Raw genomic sequence first — 14,512 nt, 5'->3', positions numbered from 1 at the left:
TCCCCGAACAATTCAGCGGCTACAGCATAGCATGAAATGGCCGATAGGTCGTGCCGATTGTGTGGCTAGAGGGCGCGGCGCGCCTTGAGCGCGGCCGTGATGGTGCCGTCGTCGAGGTAATCGAGTTCGCCCCCGACAGGCACCCCTTGCGCGAGGCTGGTGACCGTCACGCCGGGCAGTTGATCGGCGATGTAGTGCGCCGTGGTCTGCCCGTCGATCGTGGCCGAAAGCGCGAGGATCACCTCGCTGATCTGCTCGCTTGCGATCCGGTCGAGCAGCTTGGGGATCCGCAACTCGTCCGGCCCGATCGCGTCGAGCGCGGAGAGCGTGCCGCCGAGAACGTGGTAGCGCCCTTTGAACTGCGCTGACCGCTCCATCGCCCAGAGATCGGCCACGTCCTCGACCACGCAGATCATCCCGTTGCCCCGTTTTTCGGACTGGCAGATCTCGCAGATGTCGGTGGTGCCGATATTGCCGCAGTTGAGGCATTCCCGCGCGGTGGCCGAGACCTGTGCCATTGCTTCGGCCAGCGGCCCCATCAGTTGCCCCCGCTTCTTGATCAGGTGCAGCACGGCCCGCCGCGCCGACCGCGGCCCCAGCCCCGGCAGCCGCGCCATCAGGTCGATCAGATCGGTCATCGCTTTGGGGGCGTCGGTCACGGGGCGGAACCCTTGGTGTGAGTGGAGGGTGCGGACCCTCCGGGGGGGATATTTTTGACCCAAAGAAGCGGATGGCCCGTCGCGGGCCGATCCGGGGCGCGTTGGGCTGTCGTCGTCAGAACGGCAGCTTCATTCCGGGGGGGAGCCCCAGCCCTTCGGTCATTTTGGCCATTTCGGATTGCGCCCGTTCATTGGCCTTGCTTTGGGCATCCTTGATCGCGGCGAGGATCAGGTCTTCGACGACTTCCTTTTCGGAGGCGACGAAGATCGACGGGTCGATGTCGAGCGCGGTCAGTTCGCCCTTGGCCGTGGCGGTGGCCTTGACCAGACCGGCACCGCTTTCGCCGGTGACGGTGACCCGCTCCATCTCTTCTTGCATTTCGGCCATCTTGCCCTGCATTTCCTGCGCGGCCTTCATCATCTTGGCCATGTCGCCGAGGCCGCCTAGTCCTTTGAGCATTGGATATCTCCTGCCGAATTTCTGTTGCCCCTAGAATAGGGCTCGCGGGTCGCGGGAACAAGGGACGGCGGGGCTGTGGGGCCGTGATACCGGGCGTCTGCGCCATTCAATGCCTTTGCTGCCGGATTGCGCGGGGCCTCGGCCACCGAACGCGGTGGTTGCCCTTGGGCATGCGTCGTCGTTGCGCGATGGGCTAGTCGTCCTCGAATGGATCCCATTCCTCGGACACCTCGGGCAGGGCCTCGGCTTCGGCCTCTTGAGCCTTTTCCGCCTCAGTGTGGATCGCGGTGATCCGGGCCTTGGGAAAGGCCAGCATGACCGCCTGCACGAGCGGGTGTTCCTCGGCCTCGGACCGCAGCGCCTGTGCCGCCGCGTCCCGCGTTTCTGCGATCGTGGCCGCGCCGCCGTCGTTGACCACGGTTACCGCCCAGCGGTTGCCCGTCCATGCCTGTAGCCTGCTGCCGAGCCGTTGCGCGAGGTCATGCGGGGCGCCGTCCGCCGGTTCGAACTCGATCCGGCCGGGGCTGTAGCGCACCAGTTTGACGCCGGTTTCCACCTCGATCAGCAACTTGACGTCCCGGTGTTGCCGGATCAGCTCTACCACGTCGTCGAACCGTGCAAAGCGCGCCAATGCGTCCTCGGGTGCGGCGGCCACGGCCAGCGAGGCGGAGGGGCCGGCGGGGCCGGAATGCGTCGGCGCGGGGCTGCCTTGGGCATTGGTCGTGGTGGGCGCGGGCCGCGGAGCCTGACCGCCACCGCCGCCGCCGCCGGGGGCAGGGGGCGGCAGGTCCTGAAACTTGCGCACGATTTCGTCCGGTGTCGGCATGTCGGCCACGTGCGTCAGCCGGATCACCGCCATTTCCGCGGCCATCATGGCGTTGGGTGCCATAGCCACCTCTTCGAGCGACTTGAGCAGCATTTGCCACATCCGGGTGAGCACCCGCATCGGCAATTTCTCGGCCATCTCGAGCCCGCGTGCCCGCTCGTCGGGGCTGACCGTCGGGTCCTGCGCCGCGTCGGGCGTGATCTTGATGACGCTGACCCAGTGCGAGATCTCGGCCAGATCGCGCAACACGGCCATTGGATCGGCCCCGTCGGCGTATTGGGCGGAGAGCTCCGTCAGAGCGCCCGCCGCATCGCCGCGCAGGATCATGTCGAAGAGGTCGAGCACGCGCCCCCGGTCGGCCAGCCCCAGCATGGCGCGGACTTGCTCGGCCGTCGTCTCTCCAGTCCCGTGGCTGATCGCCTGATCGAGCAGCGATTCCGCATCCCGCGCCGAGCCTTCGGCCGCCCGTGTGATCAATGCCAGCGCGTCGTCCGAGATCTCGGCCCCCTCGGCGGTGGCGATCTTGCGCAGGAGCGCGATCATCACCTCGGGTTCGATCCGCCGCAGGTCGAACCGCTGGCACCGCGACAGGACCGTGACCGGCACCTTGCGGATTTCGGTGGTGGCAAAGATGAATTTCACATGCGCGGGCGGCTCTTCGAGCGTCTTGAGCAGGGCGTTGAACGCCCCGGTCGAGAGCATGTGCACTTCGTCGATGATATAGACTTTGTACCGGGCCGAAGCGGCGCGGTAGTGCACGGAATCGATGATTTCCCGGATGTTGGCGACCCCGGTGTTGGAGGCGGCGTCCATCTCCATCACGTCGACGTGCCGCCCTTCCATGATCGCTACGCAGTGCTCGCAGACGCCGCAAGGATCGGTGGTGGGTTCGCCGTTCCCATCCGGCCCGATGCAGTTCATCCCCTTGGCGATGATCCGGGCGGTGGTGGTCTTTCCCGTTCCCCGGATGCCGGTCATCATGAAGGCCTGCGCGATCCGCCCTGCTGCAAAGGCGTTGCGCAGGGTTCGCACCATGGCGTCCTGACCGACCAGATCGGCAAAGGTCTCGGGCCGGTATTTCCGGGCGAGCACCTGATAGGCGGGTTGGTCTGACATGGCGCACCTTTGGTGGATTCGGGGCTTTGGCGCAGGGTATGCGCGGCGGCGGCAGAGGTCCACCACCGCTGGTGCGCTGTGGAGGGTTTGCGCTAGCCCCAAGCCGCGTTTTGCAGGACTACCCGGTAGCCGTCCGGGTCTTCGAAGGTTTGCCCGTTTCGATCCCAGTAGGGATTGAACGCGGCGACGGGGGCGTAGCCGGCCGTCCTCATTCGAGCGACGGCGCGGTCCCATTCCTGGGCATCCGGCAGGTAGAAGACGATGAGGTTGTCCTGACTGGGCGCCCGACCGGCATCGTGCTCCGGGTGCTGGGTGAATTCGAAATGATAGGGCGCGCCGGGTGCGCCGAGCATGATCCCGTCGAAGCCTTGGTGCTCTTCGAAATGGCCGATGATCTCGAGGCCGAGGCCGTCGCGGTAGAACGGCACAAGAGCGGCGAGATCGTTCGTCGGTCGGGCGACGCGCAGGGTGGGTATGGGCATGGGAAGCTCCGTTCATGAGTTGCGATGGACCCGTGATGCGACCTCAAGTCAGGTTGAGGTCAAGCACTTTGTCGCCGCAGCCCCACCCCGATTTCGGTCAGTCGTCGACGGAGCGGAGCACTCTGGCCGGGTTGCCGGCCACGACCGTTCGGGGGGCCACGTCTTTTGTCACAACGGCGCCGGCACCGACCACCGCCGCGTTCCCGACGGTGACCCCCGGCAGAATGATCGCACCGGCCCCGATCCAGGCCTCGTCCTCGACCACGATCGGCAAAGCGATGTTGATGACACGGAACGGCGGATCGTCCTCCGGCTCCGGCGGCGGAAACCGGTCCTCTGGGCGCAGCGGGTGCGTGTCGGTGATGAACTGCACGTTCGGGCCGACGGCGACCCGGTTGCCGATGGTGATCGTGTTGCCGTCCAGAAACGTCGCACCGCGATTGACGAAGCTCATTTCGCCGATCCTGACATGTCGCCCGAACTGGATCGTGAAGGGAGATATCAGCACGAAAGGTCCGCTGCCTTCGGCGAAGAGATCTGCGGCCGCCTCCATGCGCGCCGGTAGGTCGTCGTCGGGGATCGCGTCTAACCGGGCCTTGGCTGCGGCCGCCTTTTGCTTGAGCTCGTCCAGTTCCCGGGCGTTGCCCTTGTGCGGCTTGCCCGCCAGCATATCGTCGTAGGTGCCCACTCCCGGCCCTCCCATCTTTCACCGGTTGGCCGGTTGCGCGGAAGTATTTCGCGCCCCGTCGGCAAAGTCTACATTGGCCGCGCTGGACAGGCCGTGGTGTCTGGGCTAGACCGTCGGGGCCTGTCGGGAGGCATCCGGGTCCGCGGAAAGCTGTATCAGCAACCGAACCGAGCGATTGACGATATGCCATACGGCTTTCTCACATGCTCCTGAGCGGCGGACCATCGGAGCCTATGATGAGGAACCCGATGACTGATCCCCTTGCTTCCCTGCGCCGTCAGGCCAAAGAACTTCGCCGCGCCTACGATTGGGGCGATGCCGCTGCGCGCAGCCGAGTCGCCGCTCAGATGCGCCAGCCCCCCGAGCCGTTACGCCATGCCGATGCGCTGCATGTGCTCGCCCGTGAAGCGGGGTATCCCAGCTGGCCTGCGATGAAATTCACGGTCGAGACCGAAGGCATGGACCGTGCCGCCTTGCAACAGCGCCTCAAGATCGCCCTTGCCCAGGGACAGACCTGGGTCGTCCAGCGCCTGTTGCAGGATACGCCCGATCTGGCCCGTGGCCTGTTCGGCCTCGAGGTTGCGCTCTACGATCGCCCCGCTGTCGAGGCGGCCCTGGCAGAGAACCCCGACCGCGCCGTTGCGTTGGCTGGTCCGGTTCGGCCGATCCTGCATCTGGCCCGGTCGCGGATGCATCAGGTCTGGCCGGAGAAAGTGCCCGATATGATCGCCATCGCGCAGATGCTCGTGACCCACGGCGCGGATGTGAACGATGCCATCCCCCACGAGGACGGCCCGTTGTCGGCGCTGTATCTGGCGCTGGGCCACGCGGACAATCTGACGCTGGCCCGGTGGCTGCTGGAGCAGGGGGCCGACCCCAACGACGGCGAGTCGCTCTATCACGCGACCGAGTTGCCCCATGCCGACGGGGTTCGACTGCTGCTCGACCACGGCGCCCGACCGGCCGGCACCAATGCCTTGCTGAGGGCTATCGACAAGGATGACGAGGACAAGATCGCTCTTCTGCTGGCCGCGGGGGCCGATCCCAACGAACGGGCGGCGGGCGGACCGGGGATACCGGTTCTGCACCACCTTGCCCGGCGCGGCGCGTCGGAGCCGGTGTGTCGGGCGTTGCTGGAGGCCGGAGCCGATACCTGGCAGCGGTATCAGGGCGCCAGCGCCTATGCCTTTGCCCGCGTCTACGGCAACCGCGCCCTGGCCGCCCTGCTCGAAGCTGCCGGGGTCGATCAATCCCTGACCAAGGAGGAGGCGCTCTTGGCCGCCGCCGCCGAGGGTGTGCCGCCACCGGGGCAATACATCGACCCGGCCAAGCTGTCTGGGGCCTATGCGGACCTGCTCGTCGAAATCGTCCCGTTGGAGGGTCGGTCGGGCCATGTGAAGGCACTGGTCGGCATCGGCATGGACTATGACCGGCCAGACACCAACGGCCTGTCGCCGGTGCAGATCGCCGGATGGGAGGGGCTGCCCGACATGCTGGCCTATTTCATAGACCTGCGCCCCGATCTGTCGCGGGTCAACGGCTTTGGCGGCACCTTGCTGACCACGATCCTGCACGGGTCGGAGAACCATCCGGCCAAGGAGACGCGGGATCATCTGGAGTGCTTGCGGATCGTGCTCGATCACGGATTGGCCCTGCCACGCAAGGCCGTCGACTTCGCCGGCGAACCAGAGGTCGCGGCCTTCCTCAGCGATTGGGCGAGGGCGCATCCGGGGCAGGTGGTGGATGCCTGAATTCGCGATCCACGAGTTGTCGGTGGGGGCGGGGTTCTGGCCCTGTCCCCGCTGCCGGGGCGGACGCGGCACTATGCCACCGACCTGCAAAGGCTACTGGCATGGCAGCCCTCTCTGGTGATCACCATGTGCGAAACCTTCGAACTGGAGCGCAAGGGCTCGGGCGGGCTCGGGGCCGATATGGGCGCCTACGGCATCGCTTTGGCGGCACCTGCCCGTTCCCGATTACGCGGCCCCGGCTTTCGACGACCCCCAGGGCTGGGCCGAGACCTCGGACTTGGTCCGTGGGCTGCTCGGGCAGGGCGGCAAGGTCCTCGTGCATTGCTTTGGCGGCTGTGGCCGGTCCGGCATGGCGGTCCTGCGGCTGATGATCGAGGCGGGGGAAGACGGCGCAACCGCCCTCACGCGGCTTCAAGAACTGCGCCCCTGCGCGGTCGAGACCGAGGCGCAACGGGTCTGGGCCTTCCACGCAGCGCGCTAGACCCGTAGCCGAGAGCCGGACGGAATGGTTTCATCTTGGCAGAAAAACTCCCGCCGGAGGCTCCCCAAACCAACCGCGAGCGCCGCCGGTGCGGCCTTGGCGCGGGGGGACCAACAGCCCACCCCGCGTCGCACGGTCAGTCCGGCAAACCGTCGCCGCGCTTGGCCTTGGCGCGGGCCTTCCCGCCCTTGTACATCTTGCCGAGCTTTCGGAATCTCGCGCGGGCTTCCGCCACGGATTCAGAGTTGAACTGATCCTCGCGCATCAGCTTCTTCCAGCGTTCCAGCCGCCCCGGATCGAGGGTTCCGTCCGCGATGGCGGCCTGCACCGCGCAGCCCGGTTCGCTTTCGTGGGCGCAATCGTTGAAGCGGCACTGCGGGATCAGGTCGGTGACGTCTGCAAACACCGCCTCGATCCCTTCGGCGGCGTCTGACAGGGCCAGTTCCCGCATCCCGGGCGTGTCGATCAGCCAGCCGCCCGCCCGTGTCGGCCGCAGCGCCCGTGCCGTCGTTGTGTGCCGTCCCTTGGCGTCGTCTTCGCGGATGTCCTGAGTCAGCGCCGTGATCCCGGTCAGGTGGTTTTGCAGCGTCGTCTTGCCGACACCGGACGAGCCGACCAGCGCCAGCGTCTGCCCCGCTCCGCACCACGGTGCCAGTCTGTCGGCGTCCTCCGTGTCCTTTGCGTTGAGCGTGATGGCTGTCAGCAGCGGCGACAACCGCGCTGCGGCTTTGGCATAGCTCTCCGGGTCGTCCGATTGGTCGGCCTTGGTCAGCACCACGAGCGGCAGGCAGCCCGCCTGAGTGGCCATCGCCAGATACCGTTCCAGCCGCGCGACGTTGAAGTCGTCGTTGCACGAGGTGACGATTGCCAGCGTGTCCACATTGGCCGCGATCAGCTGCCGCGCTGCCTGTGGCCCGGCGGCCCGCCGCGCGATCTCGGTCTGCCGGTCCAGCCGTTTGCTGACCTTGGTGCCGTCGTGCAGCACCCAGTCGCCTACCGCATAAAGCCCGGTGCTGTCTGGTGTCACGAGTGAAACCTGCCCGGTTTCAGTCAGCCCGATCACGTGATCCCGCATGACTTCAAGCAGGCGGGCGGGGGTGTCGCTATCTTCGGGGTCGCACTGTCGCGCGAAATGATCCGACCATCCAAGGTCGTTAAGTAAATACTCAGTCAATGAGGGTGTCCCGTATCAAATGAAAGATGCCCATGCCGGAGGCATGCGCTGCATTTCATCGGGCCCGCTCTGCTCAGGCAGTTGCGGCCCGGAGGGTGATGACAATGGCCATTCTGTCCTCCTTTGCGACGGATCAAACTGAGGCCGCAGACGCGGCTGAGGTGAGAGGCTGGACAACGACCCAAGTGGGGCTCGTTACGGCTGCTTCCTTCCGGACCTGACCGGGTTGGCGAGGCACCTGCCCGCGCCAACCTCTCGACGCTCTATATAGGGTTGATTCCACGCGCATGCAAGAACCCTGCCGGACGCCTTGTTGCCACCCTCTTCCCCCGTCGCGCCGCCGCATGACCTGATCTCGCAGCAGGGCCCGGTCCGCTAGTCCCGCAGCAACCCGGCCTGTCGCGCGCCGTCGAGCAGCGTTGCACTCACGATATGCGCATGCGCCTGTTTCGGAGGGTGCAGATCGGGGATTTGCACAACGTGCAATCCTGCCGCCCGCGCGGATCGTGCGCCTGTATCGCTGTCTTCGAAGGCTAGGCACCGGTCTGGTCCGATCCCCAGCTTTTCAGCGGCCAGAAGGTAGGGATCAGGCGCCGGTTTGGGCTGCTTCACGTCGTCGAAGGTGATCACGTGCCGGAAAAACCGGCCAAAGCCTGCCGCGGCGACCTTTTCGCTCGCCGGTCCGCGCCGGCTCGACGTGCAGATCGCCATCGGCAGGCCGAGCCCCTCGATCCGTCCGAGCAGGTCCAGTGCGCCCGCCTTCAACGGCACCCCTTCCGCGAACCGCAGCGTGCAGAGCCGGTCCCATTCCGCCAGAAATGCGCCGTGGTCGATCGGCTGCCCGGTTTCGGTGCCGATCATCTGCATCCGCGTCGTGTCGTCGATCCCGGCGAGCCCTTCGAAGAAGGCCATGCTGACCGGATGCCCCAGATTGGCGCAGGCGGCGACTCCGGTCTCGTTGCACAGGAGTTCGGTGTCGATCAGCGTGCCGTCGAGATCAAAGATCACGGCGTCGAAGGGCAGGGAGGTGGTCATGCAGGCTCCGGTTGCTCGATGGGGGTCTTGGCCCTTGAGGGCGCGTCGAGCCTGCTCATACAGCCTTAGAACCGCAGCCGAAAGCGGTGAAACCCGCCATTGCCGGGCCCGGCGTCTTCGATCCGGCAAAACGGCGCTTCGGTCAGGTGAGACCGCGCGAGCTCGGACGTCTCGAACAGGGCCGAGGTGCCGGGCAGGGTGCGGAATGTCCAGACGGCATCGCAGGCCACCCGGACAGGCTCTGACGACAGGTGGTCCTTGGTGATGTCGCGCAGGGCGAGGTCCGTGGTCAGCACGATCTGGTCTGGCCGCGCCATGGCATATCCGCCGCCTCCGCTGGCCCGGAAGTTGTTCACCGCCAGCAGGATCGTGTCGTCGTCCGTGATCGCGCCGCCGTCCGCAGTGCGCAGATTGCTGATCCGCCGCCCACCGCCGTCCTGCGCCGAGACCGCTGCTGGCTGGCTGGGGTCGATCTCATAGCGCAGCCCGAAAAGCGTATCGAAATTATATCCCGCCATCGTCGGATCGATCAGATCCTGATCCTGAATGCCGGGCCGGATCGGCAGGAACAGCCGGGCGCTCCATTCCAGCCAATCCCGGATTTGCGCACCGTTGAGCGCCAGAATGCACAGGGTGTTGGGGTAGTGATAGAGCTCTGCCGCATGCCGCCGCAGCAAAGGACCGGGCGCGATGTCGACATAGTTCCCGGCCCCCGCCACACCGCCGCTGCGCGACGGCGCGACGGCGACGGCCATCGGCGTCTCTTGCCACCGGGTGTCGGCCAGCAACGCCTTGGCCCTTGTCCGCATGGCATCGGCCAGCACCGTCGAAGCGGGGGCGTGACCGACCAGCGACAGATAGGAATGCAGCCTGACATCCGTCGACCCGATCGGCTCCTGCATCAGCGAGACAACCTGATCATGCGCCTCCTTGACGCTGGCGACGACCTTCTCGTCGAGTTCGCCGTCCGTCCTGGCTTCGAGAGCCGGTGTCGCCACCTGAAAGGCCGAAACCGACCAGCCATCGCCGTCCTTCTCGAGCTTGAGGTCGATCACACCGACATGACTGCCGAGGCTTCCGGCCATGACCGCGGGTTTTCCGCAAAGCGTGCCGGCGACCGGGTCGATATCGGGGTGGCCCTCGAAGCCGGGGCCGGGAAAGACCTGATGGGTGTGTCCGGTGATGACCGCATCGATGCCGGGCACGTCTGCCAGCGCCAGACCGGCGTTCTCCTGACCGGGCTCTTCGCCGCCGTTGCCGACGCCGGTGTGCGCAAGCGCGACGACGATGTCGGCCCCCGCGGCCCGAAGATGCGGAACATGGCTTCGGGCGGCGAGCACGATGTCGCGCGAGCCGATATGCGAACCGAGCGAAAACTGCTCCCAGATCGGGGTTTGCGGCGGTGCAAAGCCAATGATCCCGACCTTGAGAACCTGTGTCCGGCCATCGCCGGTGGTGACTTCACGTGGCAGGATCGCCCATGGCGGCTGGAGCGTCTTGTCCTGTGCCGGGCAGTCGCATTGGGACAGCGTCATGTTTGCCGAGACGACGGGAAAGTCGGCTTTCGCCAGCGCATTGCGCAGAAAGACGAGCCCGTAGTTGAAATCGTGGTTCCCCAGCGTCCCGCCGTCATAGCCGATGGCGTTCATCGCCGCGACCATCGGATGCAGATCGCCAAATGCAAAGCCGCTGTCTCTGGCCATCCAGTCGGAAAGCGGATTCCCCTGCAGAAAATCGCCGTTGTCGAACAAGAGGCAAGTGCCGTCGATCTGCCGCAGCTCGGAGATGAGCTTTGCGGTCCTGGCAAGGCCTGACGCCGCCAGCGCGCGATCCGCGAAATAGTCATAGGGCATGACGTTCAGATGCAGATCGGTCGTCGCCAGTATCCGCAGGTGCGTCTGGCGTCTGGAGAGGGTCCAGTCAGGGAGGTATTTATGGCTCAATACGGCGCTCTAGTCATTATTCGGCACAACCATAAGTCGAATGATGTGGAGATAAAATGGCAGCAACATGATGTTTGTATCGCGGGCCAATAAATGCCACGACAGGTGCATGAAAAACGCAGAAACAGTCACATTCGGTGGTTCGGCGCTGGAGCGCCGGGCGGAACTTCGTGGAGATGCCCTGGCGCTGGCCGATCTGGCGGCCCGTCCCGGCGCGGGGATGATTCCGCTCTGGCGTGGCAAGCCATTGGTTGCGGGCGGCGAAGACGCCTTGAGCATCGCCCGTTTGCCACACGGCCACCCGGTCTTTGACGAGGCCCGTGATCCGCCGATTTTCCTTGGTGTCGAGGACGGCGAGGGTGTCTGGGCCCGCGACATCTCGGCCTGGGAGCCCGAGGATGTGGACCTTGCCTCGCTGGGCCTGTTCCTCGACCCGACGGAGCAACGCCATCCCGATCTTGGCGGAGACGAGCGATTTGCCGAGCTGCGGGCGATCATGACCCGGATCACCCCGCGCGACGCGGAACTGGCCGCGACCGCAAAGGCGGTTCTTGGCTGGCACGACAGTCACCGGTTCTGTGCCAGGTGCGGCCACGCCTCCGAAGTTGCCATGGCGGGATGGCAGCGCGATTGCCCGGCCTGCGGCACCCACCATTTTCCGCGCACCGATCCGGTCGTCATCATGCTGGTCACGAGCGGCGACGAGGTGCTTTTGGGCCGGTCTCCGGGGTGGCCCGAGGGCATGTTTTCCCTGCTGGCCGGATTCATCGAGCCGGGCGAGCCGATCGAGGCTGCTGTCCGCCGCGAGGTCTTCGAGGAATCCGGTGTCCGCGTCGGCGCGGTGTCCTATCTGGCCAGCCAGCCGTGGCCGTTTCCGGCGTCGCTGATGTTTGGCTGCCACGGCCACGCGGAGACCCGCGAAATCACGGTCGACCCTACGGAAATCGAACAGGCTCTATGGGTGTCCAAGGACCGTCTGGCCCGTATTTTCAACAACGAGGATCCGGAAATCCGCCCCGCCAGAAAGGGTGCAATTGCGCATTTTATCTTGTGGAACTGGCTTGAAGACCAGTTGGATTGACGCGACATTGCCGCTAAGGTCCGTTCGGACGCAGGAGAGCTGACAACAGCCGGGGCAGAGCATGGAATTCTCGACAAAAGAAGATATCGAAGCGCCGATTGCCTTTGTATGGCAACAGGTTACAGATTTTGCCGCGTTCGAGCGTCAGGCGCTGCGTCGCGGCGCCGATGTCAGCCGTCGCGATACGTTGACCCGGCCGGGCGTCGGCTCGGGCTGGGACGTGAAGTTCCTTTATCGCGGCAAAGAGCGCAAGTTGTCGGCCAACATCACGAATTTCGACCCGCCCAACACCTATACGATCGTCGCGTCGTCGGGCGGCATCGATGGCAATTCGGTGGTGGATCTGGTGGCGCTGTCGCGGGGCCGCACCCGCCTGACCGTCAACATCGATCTGACGGCGAAATCGCTGGCGGCCCGCCTGATGCTGCAATCCCTCAAGCTCGCCAAATCCTCGCTGAACCGCCGCTTTGTCGGCCGGGTTCAGAGCATGTCCGAAGACATGCAGGAACGCTATCGCCGGCAGCAAGCCGGAGCCTAGACCCACGGCGTCACCCTTTCGGCGAGGGGCCGATCTGCCCCACCGCCTCCTGAAAGCCGGCCTTGCCTAGTGTGTGCCGATGACGTGGGGCGTCTCGAAGACCTCTGGATCGATAGGCGTGCCGTCGATGCCGGTCGCGTGTGCGACGAACGTGTTCACGAAGGCCGGGATGATCGTGCCGCGCTGCGCCACGCCCAGAAAGATGTGCTTGGAGGTTGCGGGCGTCAGATCGAACCAGTTCGGGTCGTCGAAGGTGCCGGCGTAGAGACCGACGATCTCGGGGAACCGTTCGAACGTCAGCGTTATCTTTGTGCCGCAGGTGTCGCAGAAGTGGATGTGGACCAACTTGCCGCTGCCTTCCGACCGGTGCGTATACGTCTTGGCGGTGCCATTCGTCACCGAAAAGTCCTGCCGATCAAAGATCGGTTCGACCATATACGCCCCGCCCGTGGCGCGCTGACAGAATTTGCAGTGACAGATCGTCGTCCTGCCGGGCGGCTTGTCGACACGGTATCTCAGCTGGCCACAGAGACATCTCCCTTGCGCACTCTCCATGGTCGCGTCTCCCTGCTGGCTGTGATGAACGGTGTCGACACAGTAGCACGGAAGCCGCATTTCGCAGCATCATGAATTGCAGGCGATCGGGCGGGCCGCGTGACGCCTAGCGCTTGGGGCTTTCGTGACGGCGCGGGGCGGCGGGGTAGACGCCCATCAACCGGACCATGTCGGTGAAGTAATCCAGCTCTTCGAGCGCCAGTTGCACGTTGCGGTCGTCCGGGTGCCCCTCGATCTCGGCAAAGAACTGGGTCGCGCTGAAGCTGCCGCCGACCATATAGCTTTCCAGCTTGGTCATGTTGATGCCGTTGGTGGCAAAGCCGCCCATCGCCTTGTAGAGCGCCGCCGGAATGTTGCGCACCCGGAACACGAGGCTGGTGACCATCGGCCCGCGCCCGCGCCTGCGCAGATCGGGCTCACGCGACATGATCAGGAACCGGGTCGTGTTGCGCTCGTGGTCCTCGATATGGCGGGCGAGGACGTTCAGCCCGTAAATCTCGGCCGCGAGTTCAGAGGCCAGCGCCCCCATTGTCATGTCGTCCCCTTCGGAGACTTCGCGGGCGGCGCGGGCATTGTCCGAGCTGACCACGCCCTTGATCCCGTTCGACCGCAGGAACCCGGCGCATTGCGGCAGGATTACGACGTGCCCCTTGGCCTGCGTGATTCCGGACAGAACCGCACCCGGTTTGCCGAGCAGATTGACATGCACCCGCACGAAGGCCTCGTCGACGATGTGCAGGCCGCTTTCGGGGAGAAGGTGATGCACATCGGCCACCCGGCCGTAGATCGAGTTTTCGACAGCGATCATCCCGAGCTCGGCGGTGCCGTTCCGAACCGCGTCGATGGCGTCTTCGAAGGTGGCGCAGGGCATCGGTGTAAAGTCGGGGCGGGCCTCGATACAGGCCTGATGACCGTAGGCGCCGATCTCTCCTTGGAACGCAATCTGCTGGTTCATGATCCCCCCTCACGCCGAATTCTTGCGTTTCGCCCAAAAGCTGGGCATTTCGTCGCGCCTCTACACCTTGCGTCCGGCGGGTGGAACCTTGTAGATAGCGAGAAATCTTCGAACGGAATGGAACGCGACATGTTCGACACAATGACCCTGACAAAAATCGCCGGTGGTTTGTTTGGCACCTTTCTGGTCTTCCTGCTAGGTGGCTGGGTTGCCGAGACCATCTATCATGCCGGTGGCCATGGTGATCACGAGCAAGCCTACGTGATCGACGTTCCGGACAGTGGCGGCGGCGAAGTCGTCGAAGAGGTCCAGGTGCCTTTCGAAGAACTCTACGCGCTGGCTGATGCCGCGGACGGCGAAGGCGCGTTCCGTGCATGCCGCGCCTGTCACGCCCTCGAAGATGGCAACAACGGCACCGGGCCCCACCTTTACGGTGTCGTCGGCCGTCCGGTGGATGCTGTCGCGGGCTTTGATTATTCCGGTGCTCTCGAAGAGGTCAACGACGTCTGGACACCCGAGCAACTGTTCGCGTTCCTCGAGAACCCTGCGCAGTACGCCCCCGGCACCAAGATGTCCTACAACGGAATGCGCAGTGAGACAGATCGCGTAAACCTGATCGCATACCTCGACTCGATCGACGATTGATCCTCTGGTTTGATCGCAAAAGTGTCGACGCCGCTCCTTTTTGGGGCGGCGTTTTTTTTGTGCGATGAGGTGGGTCTTGGCGGGCCGATGACGAAAAGATTACAGAATCATAACTTGAATGTT

15 protein-coding genes and 1 other RNA gene are annotated in these 14,512 nt (G+C 65.0%); 5 read left to right on the top strand and 11 right to left on the bottom strand.

Translation table 11 applies throughout. The annotated features are described in order from the left end of the window. Positions 1-65 precede the first annotated feature (65 nt). The 5 genes from recR to LOM8899_RS23840 all read right to left on the bottom strand — a co-directional run bounded on the left by recR (position 66) and on the right by LOM8899_RS23840 (position 4,231). Entirely contained in the window at positions 66-638 is a 573-nt protein-coding gene (gene recR / locus LOM8899_RS04340) for a recombination mediator RecR (protein WP_093991414.1), read from the bottom strand. Positions 639-774: 136 nt separating this feature from the next. After that, positions 775-1,119 (bottom strand): YbaB/EbfC family nucleoid-associated protein, encoded by a 345-nt coding sequence (locus tag LOM8899_RS04335; protein WP_093990889.1) that lies wholly within the window; start codon positions 1,117-1,119, stop codon positions 775-777. Between the two features lie 193 nt (positions 1,120-1,312). After that, the gene (locus LOM8899_RS04330; RefSeq protein WP_093990888.1) at positions 1,313-3,061 is read right to left on the bottom strand and encodes a DNA polymerase III subunit gamma/tau; all 1,749 of its coding nucleotides are present in this window, start codon (positions 3,059-3,061) and stop codon (positions 1,313-1,315) included. Between the two features lie 92 nt (positions 3,062-3,153). Next, positions 3,154-3,543, bottom strand: a complete 390-nt coding sequence (locus tag LOM8899_RS04325; protein WP_093990887.1) for a VOC family protein — start codon at positions 3,541-3,543, stop codon at positions 3,154-3,156. 97 nt (positions 3,544-3,640) lie between these two features. After that, complete coding sequence (locus tag LOM8899_RS23840) at positions 3,641-4,231, bottom strand: DapH/DapD/GlmU-related protein (protein WP_168770465.1); 591 nt, start codon at positions 4,229-4,231, stop codon at positions 3,641-3,643. Positions 4,232-4,479: 248 nt separating this feature from the next. Here LOM8899_RS23840 and LOM8899_RS04315 point away from each other — a divergent pair, with 248 nt between their 5' ends. Continuing rightward, the gene (locus tag LOM8899_RS04315; RefSeq protein WP_093990885.1) at positions 4,480-5,982 is read left to right on the top strand and encodes an ankyrin repeat domain-containing protein; all 1,503 of its coding nucleotides are present in this window, start codon (positions 4,480-4,482) and stop codon (positions 5,980-5,982) included. A 178-nt stretch (positions 5,983-6,160) separates the two neighbouring features. Continuing rightward, positions 6,161-6,463 (top strand): protein-tyrosine phosphatase family protein, encoded by a 303-nt coding sequence (locus LOM8899_RS23880; RefSeq protein ID WP_370739297.1) that lies wholly within the window; start codon positions 6,161-6,163, stop codon positions 6,461-6,463. 136 nt (positions 6,464-6,599) lie between these two features. On the opposite strand, the gene rsgA is transcribed toward LOM8899_RS23880, so the two are convergent. The 4 genes from rsgA to LOM8899_RS04290 form a co-directional block, all read right to left on the bottom strand. Then, positions 6,600-7,637: a ribosome small subunit-dependent GTPase A gene (gene rsgA, locus LOM8899_RS04305; protein ID WP_168770464.1), complete on the bottom strand. Its 1,038-nt coding sequence runs from the start codon at positions 7,635-7,637 to the stop codon at positions 6,600-6,602. A 160-nt stretch (positions 7,638-7,797) separates the two neighbouring features. Beyond that, positions 7,798-7,894: signal recognition particle sRNA small type (gene ffs / locus LOM8899_RS04300), an RNA gene on the bottom strand. 118 nt (positions 7,895-8,012) lie between these two features. Further along, positions 8,013-8,672 (bottom strand): HAD family hydrolase, encoded by a 660-nt coding sequence (locus tag LOM8899_RS04295; RefSeq protein ID WP_093990883.1) that lies wholly within the window; start codon positions 8,670-8,672, stop codon positions 8,013-8,015. A 65-nt stretch (positions 8,673-8,737) separates the two neighbouring features. Further along, positions 8,738-10,615, bottom strand: coding sequence for a bifunctional 2',3'-cyclic-nucleotide 2'-phosphodiesterase/3'-nucleotidase (locus LOM8899_RS04290; protein WP_093990882.1), 1,878 nt, complete (start codon positions 10,613-10,615; stop codon positions 8,738-8,740). Positions 10,616-10,724: 109 nt separating this feature from the next. Here LOM8899_RS04290 and nudC point away from each other — a divergent pair, with 109 nt between their 5' ends. Further along, complete coding sequence (gene nudC / locus LOM8899_RS04285) at positions 10,725-11,696, top strand: NAD(+) diphosphatase (RefSeq protein ID WP_093990881.1); 972 nt, start codon at positions 10,725-10,727, stop codon at positions 11,694-11,696. A 61-nt stretch (positions 11,697-11,757) separates the two neighbouring features. Further along, positions 11,758-12,234, top strand: coding sequence for an SRPBCC family protein (locus LOM8899_RS04280; RefSeq protein WP_093990880.1), 477 nt, complete (start codon positions 11,758-11,760; stop codon positions 12,232-12,234). Positions 12,235-12,300: 66 nt separating this feature from the next. Here the strand turns inward: LOM8899_RS04280 and LOM8899_RS04275 are convergent, their stop codons facing one another. Beyond that, entirely contained in the window at positions 12,301-12,789 is a 489-nt protein-coding gene (locus tag LOM8899_RS04275; RefSeq protein WP_093991413.1) for a GFA family protein, read from the bottom strand. A gap of 106 nt (positions 12,790-12,895) precedes the next feature. Next, on the bottom strand, positions 12,896-13,744 hold the full coding sequence (locus LOM8899_RS04270) for a prephenate dehydratase (protein WP_093990879.1): 849 nt from the start codon (positions 13,742-13,744) through the stop codon (positions 12,896-12,898). Positions 13,745-13,873: 129 nt separating this feature from the next. Between LOM8899_RS04270 and LOM8899_RS04265 the strand changes: the two genes are divergently transcribed. Further along, entirely contained in the window at positions 13,874-14,389 is a 516-nt protein-coding gene (locus LOM8899_RS04265; RefSeq protein WP_093991412.1) for a c-type cytochrome, read from the top strand. Positions 14,390-14,512: the final 123 nt, after the last annotated feature.

This window comes from Flavimaricola marinus, from assembly GCF_900184895.1.
Taxonomy (GTDB): Bacteria; Pseudomonadota; Alphaproteobacteria; order Rhodobacterales; family Rhodobacteraceae; genus Flavimaricola; species Flavimaricola marinus.
This window is presented reverse-complemented; position numbering and strand designations above follow the sequence as displayed.

What these genes read in the sequence shown, in the direction of transcription:
- LOM8899_RS04270 (WP_093990879.1), bottom strand. Translation starts at nt 13,744, where the DNA reads ATGAACCAGCAGATTGCGTTCCAAGGAGAGATCGGCGCCTACGGTCAT.
- LOM8899_RS04280 (WP_093990880.1), top strand. Translation starts at nt 11,758, where the DNA reads ATGGAATTCTCGACAAAAGAAGATATCGAAGCGCCGATTGCCTTTGTA.
- LOM8899_RS04275 (WP_093991413.1), bottom strand. Translation starts at nt 12,789, where the DNA reads ATGGAGAGTGCGCAAGGGAGATGTCTCTGTGGCCAGCTGAGATACCGT.
- LOM8899_RS04295 (WP_093990883.1), bottom strand. Translation starts at nt 8,672, where the DNA reads ATGACCACCTCCCTGCCCTTCGACGCCGTGATCTTTGATCTCGACGGC.
- LOM8899_RS04265 (WP_093991412.1), top strand. Translation starts at nt 13,874, where the DNA reads ATGTTCGACACAATGACCCTGACAAAAATCGCCGGTGGTTTGTTTGGC.
- LOM8899_RS04330 (WP_093990888.1), bottom strand. Translation starts at nt 3,061, where the DNA reads ATGTCAGACCAACCCGCCTATCAGGTGCTCGCCCGGAAATACCGGCCC.
- LOM8899_RS04335 (WP_093990889.1), bottom strand. Translation starts at nt 1,119, where the DNA reads ATGCTCAAAGGACTAGGCGGCCTCGGCGACATGGCCAAGATGATGAAG.
- nudC (WP_093990881.1), top strand. Translation starts at nt 10,725, where the DNA reads ATGAAAAACGCAGAAACAGTCACATTCGGTGGTTCGGCGCTGGAGCGC.
- LOM8899_RS04315 (WP_093990885.1), top strand. Translation starts at nt 4,480, where the DNA reads ATGACTGATCCCCTTGCTTCCCTGCGCCGTCAGGCCAAAGAACTTCGC.
- LOM8899_RS04325 (WP_093990887.1), bottom strand. Translation starts at nt 3,543, where the DNA reads ATGCCCATACCCACCCTGCGCGTCGCCCGACCGACGAACGATCTCGCC.
- recR (WP_093991414.1), bottom strand. Translation starts at nt 638, where the DNA reads ATGACCGATCTGATCGACCTGATGGCGCGGCTGCCGGGGCTGGGGCCG.